Origin of the sequence: Bacillus sp. FJAT-27001 (genome assembly GCF_019039175.1) — a bacterium.
Lineage (GTDB): Bacteria > Bacillota > Bacilli > Bacillales > Bacillaceae > Bacillus > Bacillus velezensis.
The window spans coordinates 122,955-141,234 of record NZ_JAHOAA010000003.1; the positions used below are offsets into that span (position 1 = coordinate 122,955).

Below are 18,280 nucleotides of genomic sequence, written 5' to 3' on the forward strand. Positions count from 1 at the left end.
TTACATTGAAAATGGGGTTACTGTTGAGGTAATGGGCTTGAATTGACTGCATGATCTAGTATTTGCTCTTATCAACTGGAAGTAGGTACTACTTTAACCGTTGTGGACAAACTAGAGAAGTGTGAAATTAAAGTAGAGAAGAGGAATTAGGGCGCAATTTAACTTAAAGCTACTTTATCAGAGGTACTTAACATGAGGGTTCTTTTAGTTAATATAGTAGATGGGAACAATATTTTAATGCCTTTATATATTTGACTAGTATATTTTTAAAAATGTAAGCGTTGACACCCAATAAATCCAGTGCTAAAGTATACATATCAACCCAATATCATTCACCAAGGATTGTTACTGCAAACCGCAGGCAAAACCTAAATTGCGTCAGACAGGGGGAGACCCCCGTGTTCTGTGCAGTTTGGGTTTTTTTTTATACCCTTTTTTTGGAGGTGATGCTGATTTCATAACAAAAAAAGCCGGAGAAAGGCGGGCACCTTTCGTCCGGCAGTTCCCCCATTTTTAAGGAGGTATACTCATGGACTATCATAAAATATCAAAAGAGATTTTACAACTTGTCGGCGGGGAGGAGAATGTTCAGAGTGTCATCCATTGCATGACGCGGCTTCGTTTTAATCTATATGACAATGCGAAAGCAGATCGGAGCGGGCTGGAACAGACGGAAGGCGTGATGGGGACAAATATTAGCGGCGGGCAATTTCAGATCATTATCGGCAATCATGTGCCGAAGGTGTATCAGGCTTTGATGGAAAGCAGCGGGCTCAGTGATGAAAGCGCAAACAAAACTTCAAAGCAGAAGAAAAATGTGCTGAGCGCCGTGTTTGATGTGATTTCCGGCGTGTTTACACCGATTCTGCCGGCCATTGCCGGAGCCGGCATGATAAAAGGGCTTGTCGCGCTAGCGGTGACATTCGGCTGGATGTCGGAGAAGAGCGAGACTCACAGCATTCTCACGGCTGTCGGTGACGGTGCGTTTTATTTTCTGCCGCTTTTGCTTGCGGTAAGCGCGGCGAGAAAATTCAGATGTAATCCGTACGTGGCGGCCGCTGTGGCGGGTGCGATTCTGCATCCGGATTTAACGGCCCTGCTTGGAGCAGGGAAAAGCATCTCCTTTATCGGTCTTCCTGTAACCGCTGCCACGTATTCATCGACAGTTATCCCAATTTTGCTGGCGATATGGCTGATGTCCTATGTAGAGAAAGGAATTGACCGAATCACGCCTTCATCTTTGAAATTGATTGCCGTTCCGATGCTTACGCTTGTGATCGTCGTGCCTGTCACCTTGATCACAGTCGGCCCGCTCGGCGCGATTCTCGGGAATTACCTGTCTGTCGGCGTTAATGATTTGTTCAATCATGCGGGCATTGCCGCGATGATTCTGCTTGCAGGCACATTTTCGCTCATCATTATGACGGGGATGCATTATGCGCTTGTGCCGATCATGATCAATAACATCGCCCAAAACGGACATGATTACATTCTGCCTGCGATGTTTTTGGCGAATATGGGGCAGGCCGGCGCGTCATTTGCGGTTTTCTTAAAATCCAAAAACAAAACCTTCAAATCGCTGGCGTTTACGACGGGCATTACGGCATTGATGGGCATTACCGAACCCGCGATGTACGGCGTTAACATGAGATTGAAAAAACCGTTCGCGGCAGCATTAATCGGCGGCGCGGCAGGCGGAGCTTTTTACGGTGTAACGGGCGTCGCTTCTTACATTGTCGGCGGAAACGCCGGTCTGCCGAGCATTCCGGTCTTTATCGGGCCGACATTTCTTTACGCGCTGATCGGGCTTTTTATCTCATTTGCGGCCGGTATTGCGGCGGCACTGCTGATCGGGTTTGAGGATGTACAGTCCGAACGGGACAAAGCGTCTGAAGCGCCGGGGGTGACGGCAGGCGGAGAAATCATTCACAGCCCGATTAAAGGCGAAGTGAAAGCATTAAGCGAAGTGAACGACAGCGTCTTTTCCGGCGGAATGATGGGAAAAGGTTTTGCGATTCTGCCTGAAGAGGGCGCGGCGGTTTCTCCCGTAGAAGGGAGGGTGACAGCCGTATTTAAAACAAAGCACGCCATCGGCATTACGAGCACCCGGGGAGCCGAGGTTCTCATTCATATCGGGATTGATACCGTCCGGCTGGATGGCAGGCATTTTGAGATGCACGTCAAAGAAGGCGATGCCGTCGCACCGGGAGATCTGCTGATTACTTTTGATATCGACGAGATAAAGGCTGCCGGTTTTGACGTGATCACGCCGGTCATCATTACGAATACGGATCAATATTCATTTACAGACGTGAAAAAAAGCGGAATGGTCAAACCGAACGAAGCGCTTCTGGCGTTATCCTGAAAAAGAGGTGGAGAAAACATGAAGAGATTTCCGGAAGGTTTTTTATGGGGCGGCGCAACGGCTGCCAATCAGATTGAAGGAGCTTATAAAGAAGGCGGCAAAGGACTTTCTACGGCGGATGTCTCCCCGGACGGCATTATGTCTCCGTTTCATGAGACGGACGATGCGCTGAATTTGTATCACGACGCGATTGATTTTTATCACCGCTATCAAGAGGATATCGCCCTGTTTGCGGAGATGGGCTTTAAAGCGTTCCGCACCTCCATTGCGTGGACGAGAATCTTTCCGAACGGCGATGAAACAGAACCGAATGAAGAAGGGCTGCAATTTTACGATCGTTTGTTTGACGAATTGAGAAAACATCAGATCGAACCGGTCGTCACGATTTCTCACTATGAGATGCCGCTCGGTCTTGTGAAAAACTACGGCGGCTGGAGAAACCGCCGTACGGTCGATTTCTATGAGCGGTACGCCCGCACGGTTTTCACCCGTTATAAAGACAAGGTGAAATATTGGATGACCTTCAATGAGATCAACGTCGTTCTTCACGCTCCGTTTACAGGCGGCGGTCTTATATTCCGGGAAGGCGAAAATAAACAAAACACGATGTACCAAGCGGCCCACCATCAATTTGTGGCGAGCGCGCTGGCGGTAAAAGCCGGTCATGAGATCATTCCGGATTCACAGATCGGCTGCATGATCGCCGCGACGACGACGTATCCGATGACGCCGAAGCCGGAGGATGTATATGCGGCTTTGCAAAAAGAGCGGAGCACGCTGTTCTTTTCTGATGTGCAGGCAAGGGGCAGCTACCCGGGCTACATGAAGCGCTTCTTTAAAGAAAACGGAATTACGATCGAGATGAAGGAAGGAGACGAGGCGCTCCTGAAAGAACATACGGTGGATTACATCGGCTTCAGCTACTACATGTCGATGACGGCCAGCACGGCGCCTGAGGATCTGGCGCAATCTAAGGGAAATCTTCTCGGCGGCGTGAAAAACCCGTACCTGAAATCTTCCGAATGGGGCTGGCAGATTGATCCGAAGGGCTTGCGCATCACCTTAAACACGCTGTACGACCGTTATCAGAAACCGCTCTTCATCGTCGAAAACGGACTCGGCGCGGTTGATCAGCCGGAGGAGGACGGAACCATTCAGGATGACTACCGCATCAATTATCTGCGTGATCATTTAATAGAGGCAAGAGAGGCGATTGAAGACGGCGTCGACCTGATCGGCTACACGTCGTGGGGGCCGATTGACCTCGTCAGCGCCTCAACGGCAGAAATGAAAAAACGCTACGGCTATATCTATGTCGACCGCGGCAATGACGGAAAAGGCACGTTTGAAAGAAAGAAAAAGAAAAGTTTTTATTGGTTTAAAGACGTCATCGCCACAAACGGAGAAAGTCTGTAAGCGCAATGTTCCGGAGAAAGCCGGCAAAATTGACATTCAGCAAAGAGAGGAGGACAATAAAAGCAGAAAGGCGGGATTCATATGTTTAAAAAAATTCTTGCAGCAGTAGACGGTTCAGACATGAGCAATAAAGCCCTGGACGCAGCCATCCATCTGGCGAAAGAACAGCAGGCTGAACTCACCATTCTCTATGCGGGACGTGAAGCCGTTGTCTCCACATCAGCTTTAACCGGGATTGTCTATGTTCCGGAAAACTTCATTGAAGACATCAAACATGAAGTCGAGCAAAAAGGAGCAGCCATTCTGGAAGATGCCAAGCAGAAAGCGGCAGAAAGCGGAGTAAACGCGGAAAGCCTGTACGTCCAAGGCGAACCTGCGCATCAAATTTTAAACATAGCGAAAGAACAGCATTTCAATCTGATTGTCGTCGGAAGCCGCGGAATCAGCGGATTTAAAGAAATGATGCTCGGAAGCGTGAGCCATAAGGTCTCACAATTGTCTCCTTGTCCTGTACTGATCGTTCATTAAACAGAAGGCCCTGCTGATGCAGGGCTTTTTTCATGAGAAAAGACCGCCGGCTTTCGAAAAATAGGGTGAAATCTTCCTCTGAATCAAGTAAAATGGCTGTTAGTATTTGTCTGAATAAACAGTCAATGATATGGGGGAAGCAAATCAATGCAAGCTGAACAAACATCAAATGCCGTCATCAAAATGGTCATTTCCATGGTCATTTTCGGATCAATCGGCTTTTTCTCAGAACATACGAATGTGCCTTCAATTGAACTGGTCTTTGTGAGATGTCTGTGCGCCTCATTGTTTCTGGGCGTCTGCTGGTTTGGTTCCGGACGGTACCGCACCGAACAATGGAACCGGCGGGAGGTGCTGCAGACACTGGCCTGCGGATTTTTTCTCGTGCTGAACTGGGTGTTTTTATTTAAATCATTTGAGGAGACATCAGTGACGATAGCGATTTCCGTTTATCATTTGGCTCCGGTTCTCGTCCTTCTTCTAGGGAGCCTTATATACCGGGAGAAACTGCATATTGTGTCCGTCAGTTCCATCGTGATTTGTTTTCTGGGCACCGCCCTGATTTCCGGCATCAACGGAAGTACATCATTTTCTCAGCTGATGGGATCGGGTATTATTTGGGCCGTGCTGGCCGCCCTTTTTTATGCTTTTACGACACTGGCCGGGAAAGGCATCAACAGCCTCAGCCCATACGCCGTCACCTGTTTGCAGACCGGATTGGGCGTTATCATTCTTCTTCCGTTCGTCCGTTTCGGCGCTTTTTCTGATTTGTCGCATGTGAACTGGATCATGATTGTGTCGACCGGTATCATTCATACGGGAATTGTGTATTTGCTCTTTTTTGACAGCTTGCGGTTTTTATCCACCCGGTTTATTTCAATCATCGTATTTCTTGATCCGGCGGTGGCGATTGTGCTCGACACCGTATTTACGGGATTTCGCCCCGACCTTTATCAATCTTTGGGGATAGTGTTGATTTTTGCGGGAATGGCGCTGTCCCTGATTCGAAAGCAAAAAGCCGTGCCTTCGGAAGCTCAGGCAGACAGCACCCGTATATAGGCGGCCGTACCGGCTGCTTTTTTTGTTTTGGGGCTTTTCAGCCATAACGAAAAAGCAGACAAACAGATCATGGAAAAAGAGGATAGTAATTGTATAATACTTCTTGTGTTTACAATTTAAGAAATTAAAGGAGTGAAGGGCATGATAAAAAAGACGCGTCATCTCGCTTTCTTGGCTGCATTCGGATTTGCGCTTTGTCTGGCCATCGTATGTTCCGCATCAAAGCAGGCAGAAGCGGCAGCGGCTTATCCGGATGTGATGCAGGGACTTACCGGATTCGCGGGCAATGCGAAGGATCATAACGGTAAAGCAAAATCCGCCGTATCGGGAGGCCAGGGCGGCCCCGTCGTCTACGTCAGCAATCTCAATGATTTGAAAAACAATGCGGGCGGAACGGACCGCAAAACCATCGTCATCACAAGTGATATTTCTTCCCCGGGTAAAGCCGTCGTGACAGTCGGCGCCAATAAAACCATCGTCGGCTCTTATACCAGCCACAGGCTGACCAACATCTATCTGACCACCGGCTCCGGCTCAAACAATGTGATTTTCAAAAATCTCATTATCAGCCATAGTGCCGCCATTACAGGCAACAACGACATTCCGATGTACATAGCGAACGGACAGAATTACTGGATTGACCACGTCTGGTTTGAAGGACACAGCTACAATCCGAACAGCCACAGTGATTTGGGAAAGCTTCTGTATGTCGGCGCCAAAGCGGATTTTGTGACGCTGTCTAACTCTAAATTCACAGACCATCTGTACGGCCTGATTCTCGGTTATCCGAATGATGATAACGAAGGACGCAATTATATCGGCTATCCGCATATGACGATCACCAACAACTATTTTAATAACGTCTATGTGCGTTCACCGGGCCTGATGAGATACGGCTATTTTCACGCGAAAAACAACTATGTGACCAATTTCAATTTAGGATTCACCATTCATACAAACGCGACTGTCTTCTCAGAAGCCAACTATTTCGGTAACGGAAATGAAAAAGGCGGAATGATAGACGACTACGGGACGGCCCAATTCACCGACATCGGTTCATTCCCGTCGCTCAAAGCCCCGAAATCACCGCGCACCGGCTGGAATCCGAGATCAAATTACAGCTATGGCACGCTTTCAGCCCAGGACGCCAAAAACTTCGCCCAATCTTACGCGGGAGCGCAAAATACAAATCTCCGCTATCCATAATACGAAAAACCGCCGGCAGCCGGCGGTTTTTTTATATGAATAAAAGGTTCAAAATCCCTATAATCCTTAAAATAACCTTAAATACCTAGGAAAATATTGATAAACAATTTCAATAATATTACTATTGTTAAGCCTATATTACAAAAGAAGGAGGAGAACCTATGAAAATAGGAAAAAAGAACAAGTGGAAAAAATGGCTGGCCGGCACTCTTGCGGCAACGCTTATGATTTCCATTGCGCCTGCCGATGTATTTGCGGCAGAAACGCGTGAAAAACAAGATCAAGCGAAAACCGCCGCCATTCCGGCCGCAGACCCGGAAAAAGATCTTCCGGCGGAAAAAGCACCCGAGCAGATGCCGTTTAATCAAAAAGATATCAATCAAGACGGTGAGATCACGTCTGAAAGAACTGAGAATTCAAAGCTTTATTATGAAGGCGAGGGTGTGTACAAACAGGAAATCTACACAGACCCCATTCATACGAAAGAAACCGCCAATGCGGACTGGGAAGACGTTTCCCCTGAATTGAAAACCGGATCAAAGGAAGTCGGAACGGAGAATACAGTGCTGAACTCCGATTTTCTGAAGCAAATGAAAAACGGATTATACGCTACATTTGAACACGATGATCATAAGCTCACATACTCATTAACCGGCGCAAAAGGCCCCGATCAGGCTGCAATCACTCCGACAGATGCCTCAGCAAAAGTCAAGGGAGACAGCAACGAGCTTACGTATCAGCAAGTGTTTCCTGCTATTGATTTACAAACCTACACATTTAACGAAAACATAAAAGAAGACCTTGTGCTTCATAAATATGAAGGCTACAATTCCTTCACCTTTCAAATCAAAACCGACCTTCAGGCTAAAGAACAGGAAGACGGCTCGATCGCGTTTTCTGATGATGAAGACAATGTCGTCTACACCGTGCCGAAGCCCTTTATGACCGACTCAGATCTCGACGAAAAGTCAGGTGAAGTCAACAGGTCAGAAGATGTCAGCTTCAAGCTTGAAAAAAACAGCGAAGGCTACTTGCTCCATGTAACGGCCGATGAAAAATGGCTGAAAGATCCCAAGCGGGTTTATCCGGTATCTATTGACCCTTCAACATCAGTATCTGTGTCATCCGATACCTTTGTCATGAGCGCGTACCCGACGACAAACTACTCTGCCGCATCGCAGAAATGGGATGCCGGATTGAAAGCGTACGTGCTGAAAACTGGATATTATGACGGCACAACCGGAACGAACTACGCTTTTATGAAGTTTGATAATCTAAAGCCGATCAAAAACATGACGGTGACGAAAGCGACGCTCAAAGCGTACACAGCCCACTCCTATTACGGATCAAAAGCGACGGGGCTTTGGCTCGACACCGTTAACAGCAATTACGATAATGCCAAGATTACGTGGAAGAACAAGCCGGGCTCCAAAAACATCGGCAAAGCCGAGGTCTATAAAGGCCAATGGGCAAGCTTCGATGTCACCTCCGCAGTCAAGTCGTGGAACAGCGGCGGCGCCAATTACGGCTTTAAGCTTCACGCAAACGGCAACGGAAAAGAATATTGGAAGAAGCTGATGTCATCAGCAAACTCTGCTAAAAAACCATACATTGAAGTGACATACACGATTCCGAAGGCGGACACGCCGTCTGTCAAAGCGTATCATAACGGAGATTCGACAGGATTTTTCAATATCAGCTGGAAAAAAGCTGAAGGCGCCAAAAGCTATAAAGTCTGGCTCTATAACGGGAAAGAATACCAGGCCATTCCGGTCGGCAATGCAACCTCTTGGAGCACAAAAGGAAAAAACATCTGGCCGACAAAAGCGGAAATCGACTCCGGCAAATATAAGCTGCATACAGACGGAAAAGGCGGAAGTGAATTAGCGCTTAATCCTTCGCCGGTCTATAAAAACGCCGGCGGCAGCTATCCGGCAAGTAAAAATTACTGGGTCGCGGTCAGCGCGGTGTTTGACCAGGGAGAAGGCGCCATGTCTGCGGCCGCCAAGCCCGTCATTCCGAATATCGGAAGAGTTCAGAAACCGAGCACGAAAGGCTTTAATAACAACAACGCCACAGGCTGGTTTGATCTTTCCTGGAAAGCCGTATCAGGCGCAGCCGGGTATAAAATGCAAGTCTTTAACGGCAAAGGCTTTGAAACGCTTGACCTCGGAAATAAAACATCCTGGTCCACAAAAGATCAAAACATCTGGCCGACAAAGGCGGAAATCAGCGCCGGAAAATATGCGCTTCACCTGAAAGACAAAAAAGGCGCGGAATTGCCGATTAACCCGGGCCCCGTTTATAAAAACGCCGGCGGAGATGCGAACCGGAAAACTTACGGATTTAAAGTTATCGCCTATAACAAAGACGGAGAAGCGATCGCCTCACCGGAAGCGAGTCCGGCGCTGCCTGATATCGCAAAGCCGAAAAACCTGACAGGCTATGTCTATACGAACACGAAATCGAGCCAAACGGGTTATGTCAATCTCATATGGGATAAGGTCAAAAACGCCAAAGGCTACAAAATCAACATTTACAACGGAAAAGACTATCAATCATTCGATGTCGGGGATACCGATCATTGGACGACCCAAAACAAACGCATCTGGCCGTCAGCCGAAGAAGTGAAAGCGGGAAGATTCCAGCTTCACACGGACGGAAAGGGCGGCGAACTGGCGCTTGACCCTTCACCTGTTTACGAAAACGCAAACGGCAATTACAAAGGGAAGAAGAACTATTCCTTCACGCTGACCGCCTATGACGCAAACGGTGACAGCATACCGACGGCACCTTTTAACCCTGTTTTCCATGAAGGGGCGGAATTCCTCGGAACGGAAGAATTCTGGTCTATTATCGACATTCCGGACGGACAGCTGAACGGCGCGACGGGAAATGTCATCGTCAATGAGGAAGATATGTCAATCGACGGACGCGGGCCGGGGCTCGGGCTCTCCCGGACCTTTAACAGCCTTGACAGCTCTGACCATATGTTCGGCCAAGGCTGGTATGCCGATGCGGAAACGTCGATCCTTTCTGAAGACGGCAGAGCCGTTTATATTGATGAGGACGCGACAACACATGTCTTCACGAAAAAATCTGACGGCACGTATCAGCCGCCGACGGGCGTTTATCTCGAACTGACGGAAACAAGCGATCAATTTGTATTAAAAACAAAAGATCAGACGAACGCTTATTTCAGCAAAAAAGGCGGAAAGCTCCAAAAAATCGTTGACGGACACAACAATACAACCGTATACGAATATAACGACAGCAATCAGCTGACCGCCATAACAGACGCATCAGGGCGCAAGCTGACATTTACCTATGATGAAAACGGCCATGTCACATCTCTTACAGGGCCGAAAAACAAAAAGATTTCATATTCATATGACAAAGACCTTCTCAAAAAGGTGACGGATACTGACGGCAGCGTCACAAGCTACGACTATGATGCCGAAGGGCGCCTCGTCAAGCAGTATTCCGCAAACAGCACGGATGACAAACCGCTGTTCACTGAATACCAATACAGCGGCCACCGTCTGGCCAAAGCCGTCAATGCGAAAAAAGAAACGTACGACTACAGCTATGACGCGGACAAAAAAACGCTGCTCATGACGCAGCCGAACGGCCGCAAAGTACAGTACGGCTATAACGAAGCGGGCAACCCGATTCAGATGATCGATGATGCCGAAGGGCTGAAAATCACGACCAACACCGTATACGAAGGCAACAACGTCATTCAGGACACCGATCCGAACGACGCGGATGCGGGCAAAGCGACAGAAAGCTATCAATATGATAAAGACGGCAACGTCACAGCCGTAAAAGACAACTACGGCACCGAAACGTATCAGTACAACAAAAACAATGACGTAACGAAAATGAAGGATACCGAGGGGAACGTCACTGATATTGCGTACGACGGACTTGATGCCGTTTCTGAAACGGATCAAAGCGGAAAATCCTCATCCGCCGCCGTGTACGACAAATACGGTAATCTCATTCAATCAAGCAAAGAGCTGGCAGCTTCGGCAAGCCTGCTGAAAGACGGCAGCTTTGAAGGAACAAAGCTTGGCTGGAATCTCACTGCTACGAGAGACAGCGGAAGCATCGCATCTGTAAAAGCAAGAAGCGGCGCGCTGTCCGGACAAAAAGCATTGGAGATCTCGTCACAATCCGCTTCAGCCGGAACAGAGCACGGCCATGCGTCCGCAACGCAGGAAGTGCAGCTAGAGCCGAATACGACGTATACACTCAGCGGCCAGATCAAAACGGATCTGACGAAGGCAAGAGCGTATTTCAACATTGATCTGCGTGACAAAGACCAAAAACGCATTCAATGGATTCACAATGAATCAGGCGCATTAGCCGGAAAGAATGACTGGACGAAACGGCAGATCACCTTTACAACACCGGCCAATGCAGGAAAAGCCATCGTCTATATGGAAGTGGATCATAACGACAAGGACGGCAAAGGAAAAGCGTGGTTTGATCAGGTTCAGCTGGAAAAAGGCGAAGTCTCTTCAAGCTATAACCCGGTGCAAAACAGCAGTTTCACGGCCAAAACAGATGGCTGGAGCACAAGCGGAGCCGCCGCTGACCTTGATGAAGGCTTCGATGATGACAGCTCATTAAAAGCGTCCCGCACAAATGCATCACAAGCCAATGCGGCCGCAAAACAAACCGTTACGCTAGGCCAAAGCGCGGACGATAAGCCGGTATATATCACGCTGACAGGGATGTCCAAGGCTGACGGCGTAAAATTAACGAACGACAATGATTACGCTCTTCAGGCTGACGTCACTTATGCGGACGGCACGACGGGCGTATACACCGCCAAATTCCCGCAGGGGACACAGGAATGGAACCGGGCGGCGGCAGTCATTCCGAAAACAAAGCCGATCAATAGAATCGAAATCAGCATTCTGTTCCAAAAAAGCGCCACAGGAACGGCGTGGTTTGACGACATCCGTTTAATCGAAGGAAGCATCCTGACGAAAAACACCTATGACGAAAAAGGAAACTACGTCACAAAAGAAGAAGACGAACTAGGTTATGCAAGCACTGCTTCATATGACGAGACTGGAAAGAAAATGTCTGAAACCGACGCGAAAGGCGAAACAACCGCCTACGAATACGATCAGGCCGACCAGCTGACAAAGCTGACCTTGTCAAACGGCACATCCATCCTTCACAGCTATGACAAGGAAGGAAATGAGCTGACAAAAACGATTCGGACCGGCGCGGACCAGACCTATCAATATGAATATGACGTCATGGGCAAGCTCGTCAAAACAACCGACCCGCTCGGCAATGTGCTGAAGAGTGAATATGACGCCAACAGCAACTTGACGAAAACCGTTTCCGCCAACGGCAATGAAGTGTCGCTGACCTATGACGGCACCGACCGGGTTAAGTCAAAAGCGTATAACGGCACTGAAAAATACAACTTTACCTATGACAAAAACGGCAATGAAACGTCGGTCACAAACAAAGAACAAAATACAACGAAAAAACGCACCTTTGACAACAAAAACCGCCTGACCGAATTAACCGACCGCGGCGGCAGCCAAAGCTGGACGTATCCGGCTGATTCGGATAAGCTGAAAACTTTCTCATGGAGCCACGGCGGCCAAAAAGGAACAAACAGCTTTACGTACAACAAACTTGATCAAATGATTGAAATGAAAGACGGCACTTCAGCCTATACATTTGATTATGATGAAAACGGCAATGTCCAGACATTCATCAGCGGAAATGAAGTCGGCACGAGCTTCTCATATGATGAGCGGAATCTCGTCAGCTCTCTTCATATCGGAGCGAAAAACGGCGGCAGCATCTTCCGGGAAAGCTATGAATACGACGCCAACGGCAACCGCACGGTCATCGACAGCTCAGCGGGCGGAAAGGTGCAGTACGAATACGGCAAGCTCAACCAGCTCGTCAAAGAAACTCATGAAGACGGCACCGTCATTCAATATACGTACGACGGCTTCGGCAACCGGACAAATGTTACCACCACAAAGGACGGCGCAAGCAAATCAGTCAACGCTTCCTTCAACATCATGAACCAGCTGACGAAGGTGAATGACGAAGACCTGTCCTACGATAAAAACGGCAACCGCACATCTGACGGCAAATACACATATACGTGGGACGCGGAAGACAACCTGACCGCCGTCACGAAAAAAGGCGAAGACAAGCCGTTCGCAACATACAAATATGATGAAAAAGGAAACAGAATCCAAAAAACCGTCAACGGAAACGTCACGAACTACTTCTACGACGGAGACAGCTTGAATGTCCTGTATGAAACAGACGCAGACAACAACGTCACAAAATCATACACGTACGGTGACAGCGGCCAGCTGTTATCCTATACAAAGAACGGCAAGAAATATTTCTATCACTACAACGCACACGGCGACGTCATCGCCATCTCAGACAGCACCGGAAAAACCGTTGCCAAATATCAATACGATGCATGGGGAAATCCGACAAAAACCGAAGCGAGCGACGAAGTAAAAGACAACCGCTACCGCTACGCAGGCTACCAATACGACGAAGAAACCGGCCTGTACTATCTCATGGCCCGCTACTACGAGCCAAGAAACGGCGTATTCTTATCACTCGATCCAGACCCGGGAAGCGACGGAGATTCGCTGGATCAGAATGGATATGCATACGGAAACAACAACCCAGTCATGAACGTCGATCCGGATGGGCATTGGGTGTGGCTTGTAGTAAATGCCGGATTTGCAGCCTATGATGGATATAAGGCCTATAAATCAGGTAAAGGATGGAGAGGTGCAGCCTGGGCAGCGGCTTCGAACTTTGGTCCTGGGAAGTTATTTAAGGGTGCTAAAAGGGTTTATAAAGCGGTTCATTCTGTCTATGTTTTAAAAAAAGGAAAGAAAGTTGTTTATGTCGGAAGATCAAAGAATCTAAAAAAACGAGCTGCTGTTCATAAAAAGAATCATCCAGATACGCGAATGGTTAAGAAAAGAGGAGGATTAACTTATGCTCAAGCAAGAGGCTTAGAGCATCGGTATTATTTAAAGTATGGAGGCAAGAAAAAACTTCGAAATAAAATCAGGCCAATAAGTCGTAAAAATAAAAAATATAAATATTATATGAGTTCTTCAAGAAAATTTTATAAATAGAGAGGAGACTGTTCTATTGGGATATTGGGAAGAAGAATATAAAAACAAGAAAGTTTTACTTAGTGATGAAGGCTTAGATATATGTTTTGATGCTGTAGAAAAATTTTGTGAACGATATAAGAGAGATCTGGGCAGAGAACCGATATTAGAAGAATTCTTAGCAACTTTAGTTACCGTAATGAATACAAATGGAGATTCTTCTTTCACGGAGTTAGTTGATAAGCGAATAGTAGAAATAAAGGCAACAACCAGGAAAGCGAAATCAATAGCTAAAGTAGTACCGGGAGCTGTTATTCAAATACCTTTGGATAAGATCGGGAAGTATACTTATGCTTGGGTCATTGAAGGTGATCTATCAAAAAACAAAGACGATGACATTCTTATTCAGTATTATAATATTTTCACTGAAAATACACTTAGCAGAGAAGAAGTCATTCGTCTAATGAAAGAAGAAAATAAGAAAATATTTGCGGCTAATACTGGGCACACAGGTTTTCTGCAAGGAGATTGGAAAGTAATTTCCAAGATGCCTCAAGAGATGATAGAGAAAAACAGTCATTCTCAATTAAAATTTGTTTTATATGAAGACGGTAAATATCTCGTGAGTGAAGGCGATTCATTTGCATCAGAAGATGAATTAGCAGAGGCAGATGAGAAAACAGGCAAGGACATCCCAAACCCATTAGGTATATTTGGACATTCATCTGTAGAATCTATTCTCTATAAATATTTTGAAGGGATGACAATGGAGGAAATCATAAAGAATGAATTGTAAAAGACTGATTTCTTACATTCGATTGTACAGATACTGACAGTAGTAAGTGTGTTTTGAATTCTGAACCAGGTGTAATATGAAAAAAATCAACCTGAATTCTATTACACAGAAAGAGATCTTACAAATAGAAAAACAATTTGAACGAATTGCATTAAACAAAATAAAAAACAATCAAGAAAAGTTTAGAAAAATGGAATTGAAAATTGAAGCTGCTTTTGGGAGAGTCGGAGACGAAAAAGAGATAGGAAAAGAAGTACGGGCCTCAGATTGTTTTGAGAGTACCTATAATTCACTGATATTTTTTATGCAGCTTATTTGGACGGCACCGGCTTTCACGATAATGAAGACGGCTATTGTGTAGACCATTTAGATATATGGATGTGTGAAAAAAAGTTGTTTTCAGGTAAAGTGGGATATTTATCAGAGCTAGAAAGTGATGAAGAAATCGCAAAAGGAATTAAAAACAAGATAAATGAATTGTACTTAGAAGCGGCAGAAATGATTGAAATGTTAAATGAATCCTAGTTTATTAATGTGAAGAGAGGTTCCCAGCCTCTCTTTTCTTACATAACGAAATCGTTTACGGAGGTAAACATGAACACTCCTTTAAATTTACAAAAAGAATCATTGAGGGCTATAGGGAATCTGAATGTGATTAATCCGCTTAAATACAATTCGATTTATTCATGTGATCTAGTGAGTAAAGATACTTTTTCTCAATTAATGAATGACTTAGAATTCGAAACAGTTCTGATAGAAGTAATGGCATCACCTTCTTTTATTGAAGGATGGAAGAAGAAGGTTGAAAAGAAAATGATAAATATGAATACTGTATCGAAAAAGTTCATTCATGTTGAATGTGTCCTAACCAAAGAAGAATTGATGGCAGATCACTTATTGGATGAATTATATTTTTTAGCATCGATCAATGATTTTGTTGTTATAATAGCAAACCCTTCCAACAATAAGTCCTATATGAATCTGAACACTAAAAAAGTTGATGTAAACACTGAGTATAATGAAAAAATCATTTGGTTTGAATACGATGCAGCAGATTTATATATCATTGATTAATTTGATATAAATTCCAGATTCCTAATCAACGGAGTGTTGCTGATGTTAGAACTTACCGCGGAGCGGGTTGGGTCATATAAAAGAGAGCACATCATCTATTTCAATGCGGGTCGGGATGATCAAGTGTTTATTGTGTCGGTGCATGATCACAAAGTAATATTGGAGGTTATGAAAGGCAGCTCTCTTTTAATCAAAAAAGAGTTACACGGATTTTCTGAAGATACCCATTTCTATCTGGTTGATTCGTATGATGACACTATCGTGATCGTTTACCTGGAAAATCATACGTGTCAATTGGCCGCATACTGCGTAAACAGTAATAAAATCAATCCGATTTGTTCTTTTCTATTAAGCGCCAATGTATTTCATCTGGGTGAGGATGGATTATTATGGATCGGATTAACAGACGAGGGTATGTATGATGAGAGAAATCCTCAAGGAAAAGCGATATTTGCTTTTCATGCAGAAGACAGAACGTTTTATTTTGAAGACGAGTTTAAAGAAATGATGCATGAATGCTATGCCGTACAATCGATCAAATCCGATTTGTATGCTTGTTTCGAGGGAGAGGATTGCTGTGTCATCGGGCATTATCAGATTGAACAGGACAGAATTCGTACTGTTGCAGAATATGTGCTAAACGGCGATCAATACTCCTATTGTGACCAGATGTCCGTTTCGAAAAATAGGGTGCTGCTGATACAGAATCACGAGGATAACCTATTTGCATTTCATGAAGAGAGCAAAGGGTTATCAGAGGCTGACGTCATGATACACGGTATTGATAGAAAAGGAAAAACAACGTACAGAGCCGTACAGGACCGCATGTTTATCTTTAGTGATAACGATTTATATCTGGTGAAGTTTTGATCAATCCTATGCAGGTGGCTTTTTACAGCCATCTGTATATCAATTTACAGAGTGCGATCGATAAAAATATCACCCAAGACTCAAGGGGGCAATTACATGAAAATAAAAATGAATAAGATAGTCGAAGAATCAGTAAAAGGATGTTTTTGTCATTTTGATAACTGCGGGCATCTGTATCTCGGACGGCATCAGAATGACGGGCTTTCGTTTACGATCATCGATGAATTAGGTGATATTCGAGTGATTCTGAGATGTTAAGATCCAACAGATATTCTTTAAATGATGACGTCATCCAAAACCTGAAATTACACAAAAAAGAATTAGAGGGTCCGCTGCCTTCAGATGCTGGGAGATTTGAAGAAGACTTTGAGGGGGCTGACTGCGCGGGGGATTTTTATGAGTATTTCGCGCTTGTCTGCGGCAGCTTAGATTTTGTTTTGGCGAATAAACAAATGCCTGCGCGGCAGCGTAAAGCCTTATATAAATCCTTTTTTGAGCTTTATCCGCAATATGCGCAGCTGAAATACGCTTTAACGGATTATCCGGAGCTCAGCCGGGAAATCGGGCGGCATGAACGGGTAAGAAAATGGTTAGTCAGCATTTTAAACAAGAAATGAAAGGCAGGCTTCTGACGTGAAAGAACCAACAATAGCAGAATGTCTGAAGAAGGCTGATCTGATCCTGAACGGTCAAGCGGTAAGGGAAGAAGTGTCGGATTGGGCGTCTGAGTATGTGAGTGCAGATGATCCGGCGGTTGAGGATGAAAACGTTTGGGAGATGCTCGTGTATTTGAGCGGGTTTGATCTGAAAGATTCGCCTGATTCGTATCTGCATACGATTGAAGAATTAAAAGATTGGATGCAGGGATATAGGTAACCGGGAATACATGAAGAAAGGGTGCGTTCATGTCGGAATTAGTCTTTACAAGAATCAATACAAAAATAAACACAAGCGGCCCAATCATTCTGTCCATGAATGCAGCGGAACTCATCGTACTGGCTCAGGAAAAAGTGCGGAAAGAAGAATATATCAATCACATTTTCATATTCCGGAACGGTGATGGACATTTACGTCATCGCTATCAAATTCAAACATCAATGAATATAATCGGAGTTCAAAAATCGGGGGATTTATTTTTGTTTCTTATTCATAAGGACTATGAAGATGGGGTGGTTCAGGAAGATCCGAATATTTATATATGGCACCCGCTCAAAGGGTTTTATCATTCGCTCTACGGGGGCCGTTATATCCGGTCAATGACAGTCGATTCTGCGAATAATTTGTGGCTGGGCTACGATGAAGCGGGAATATTTTCTTGCCTGGACGACGATATCAGTTCAAAAGGCGTGGCCCGCTTTCCCTTTGAAGACGGAACTTGGAAATCTTGCAGTGATACTTTCCGTACGGCTCCGCACCTTATTGATCATTTTTATGGGGCGTATGCACAAAAAGATGCCATGTATCTTCATTATCGTACGCTTGGTGAAGATTATATTCGGAAGGTCGATTTGCAAGGCGAAACGTTAAGCTTTCATAGGGCAGACTTTGACTTTAGTGCACAATTCAAGAAAGATTCATCATATTATTTTTTGATTCGGAATCAAGCTTCGTGCCAAATTGACAAAGCGCTAAAATTTCATAACATGACAAAACAGGCTGGGGAATATCAGCTCACTGATAAAATCTCAAGAAAACCTCTCCGTTTTACGCAAGTGGCTGCTTATCAAGATAAGGCTGCGGGGATTGATGAGAGCAACAGGCTTTACTTGCTGAGCTGACAGGCGGCTTTTAAAAAAGGAAGGGCAGAGGTGAAACGTTGAA

Annotated in this window: 15 protein-coding genes; all 15 read left to right on the top strand. The window is 45.4% G+C overall.

All coding sequences use genetic code 11. The features are described from left to right. The first annotated feature begins 529 nt into the window (after positions 1-529). The gene (locus BGM27_RS10805) at positions 530-2,365 is read left to right on the top strand and encodes a beta-glucoside-specific PTS transporter subunit IIABC (protein ID WP_007407804.1); all 1,836 of its coding nucleotides are present in this window, start codon (positions 530-532) and stop codon (positions 2,363-2,365) included. Between the two features lie 18 nt (positions 2,366-2,383). Then, positions 2,384-3,781, top strand: a complete 1,398-nt coding sequence (gene bglH / locus BGM27_RS10810) for an aryl-phospho-beta-d-glucosidase (protein WP_020954373.1) — start codon at positions 2,384-2,386, stop codon at positions 3,779-3,781. A gap of 81 nt (positions 3,782-3,862) precedes the next feature. Next, a complete protein-coding gene (locus BGM27_RS10815; RefSeq protein ID WP_007407802.1) occupies positions 3,863-4,309 on the top strand; it encodes a universal stress protein in 447 nt (148 codons plus the stop codon). 147 nt (positions 4,310-4,456) lie between these two features. Then, positions 4,457-5,368 carry a DMT family transporter gene (locus BGM27_RS10820; RefSeq protein ID WP_007407801.1) on the top strand — a complete coding sequence of 304 codons (912 nt, stop codon included), beginning with the start codon at positions 4,457-4,459 and terminating at the stop codon, positions 5,366-5,368. Between the two features lie 141 nt (positions 5,369-5,509). Next, complete coding sequence (locus tag BGM27_RS10825) at positions 5,510-6,574, top strand: polysaccharide lyase family 1 protein (protein ID WP_007407800.1); 1,065 nt, start codon at positions 5,510-5,512, stop codon at positions 6,572-6,574. Between the two features lie 161 nt (positions 6,575-6,735). Continuing rightward, entirely contained in the window at positions 6,736-13,740 is a 7,005-nt protein-coding gene (locus BGM27_RS10830; protein ID WP_007407799.1) for a DNRLRE domain-containing protein, read from the top strand. Between the two features lie 16 nt (positions 13,741-13,756). Continuing rightward, complete coding sequence (locus tag BGM27_RS10835; protein ID WP_007407798.1) at positions 13,757-14,515, top strand: Imm26 family immunity protein; 759 nt, start codon at positions 13,757-13,759, stop codon at positions 14,513-14,515. A gap of 76 nt (positions 14,516-14,591) precedes the next feature. Continuing rightward, positions 14,592-14,876: a hypothetical protein gene (locus BGM27_RS10840; RefSeq protein ID WP_007407797.1), complete on the top strand. Its 285-nt coding sequence runs from the start codon at positions 14,592-14,594 to the stop codon at positions 14,874-14,876. A gap of 32 nt (positions 14,877-14,908) precedes the next feature. Beyond that, the gene (locus tag BGM27_RS20745) at positions 14,909-15,040 is read left to right on the top strand and encodes a hypothetical protein (protein WP_007407796.1); all 132 of its coding nucleotides are present in this window, start codon (positions 14,909-14,911) and stop codon (positions 15,038-15,040) included. Between the two features lie 69 nt (positions 15,041-15,109). Next, the gene (locus BGM27_RS10845) at positions 15,110-15,589 is read left to right on the top strand and encodes a hypothetical protein (protein WP_007407795.1); all 480 of its coding nucleotides are present in this window, start codon (positions 15,110-15,112) and stop codon (positions 15,587-15,589) included. 42 nt (positions 15,590-15,631) lie between these two features. Then, positions 15,632-16,459 carry a hypothetical protein gene (locus BGM27_RS10850; RefSeq protein WP_007407794.1) on the top strand — a complete coding sequence of 276 codons (828 nt, stop codon included), beginning with the start codon at positions 15,632-15,634 and terminating at the stop codon, positions 16,457-16,459. Positions 16,460-16,555: 96 nt separating this feature from the next. Further along, positions 16,556-16,717 (top strand): hypothetical protein, encoded by a 162-nt coding sequence (locus BGM27_RS10855; protein ID WP_007407793.1) that lies wholly within the window; start codon positions 16,556-16,558, stop codon positions 16,715-16,717. Beyond that, entirely contained in the window at positions 16,711-17,076 is a 366-nt protein-coding gene (locus BGM27_RS10860) for a YxiJ family protein (RefSeq protein ID WP_007407792.1), read from the top strand. Before BGM27_RS10855 ends, BGM27_RS10860 begins: the two co-directional genes overlap by 7 nt. A 16-nt stretch (positions 17,077-17,092) precedes the next feature. Then, positions 17,093-17,335: a hypothetical protein gene (locus BGM27_RS10865; protein WP_007407791.1), complete on the top strand. Its 243-nt coding sequence runs from the start codon at positions 17,093-17,095 to the stop codon at positions 17,333-17,335. A 29-nt stretch (positions 17,336-17,364) separates the two neighbouring features. After that, positions 17,365-18,237 carry a hypothetical protein gene (locus tag BGM27_RS10870; RefSeq protein WP_020954370.1) on the top strand — a complete coding sequence of 291 codons (873 nt, stop codon included), beginning with the start codon at positions 17,365-17,367 and terminating at the stop codon, positions 18,235-18,237. The last annotated feature ends 43 nt before the right edge of the window (positions 18,238-18,280 follow it).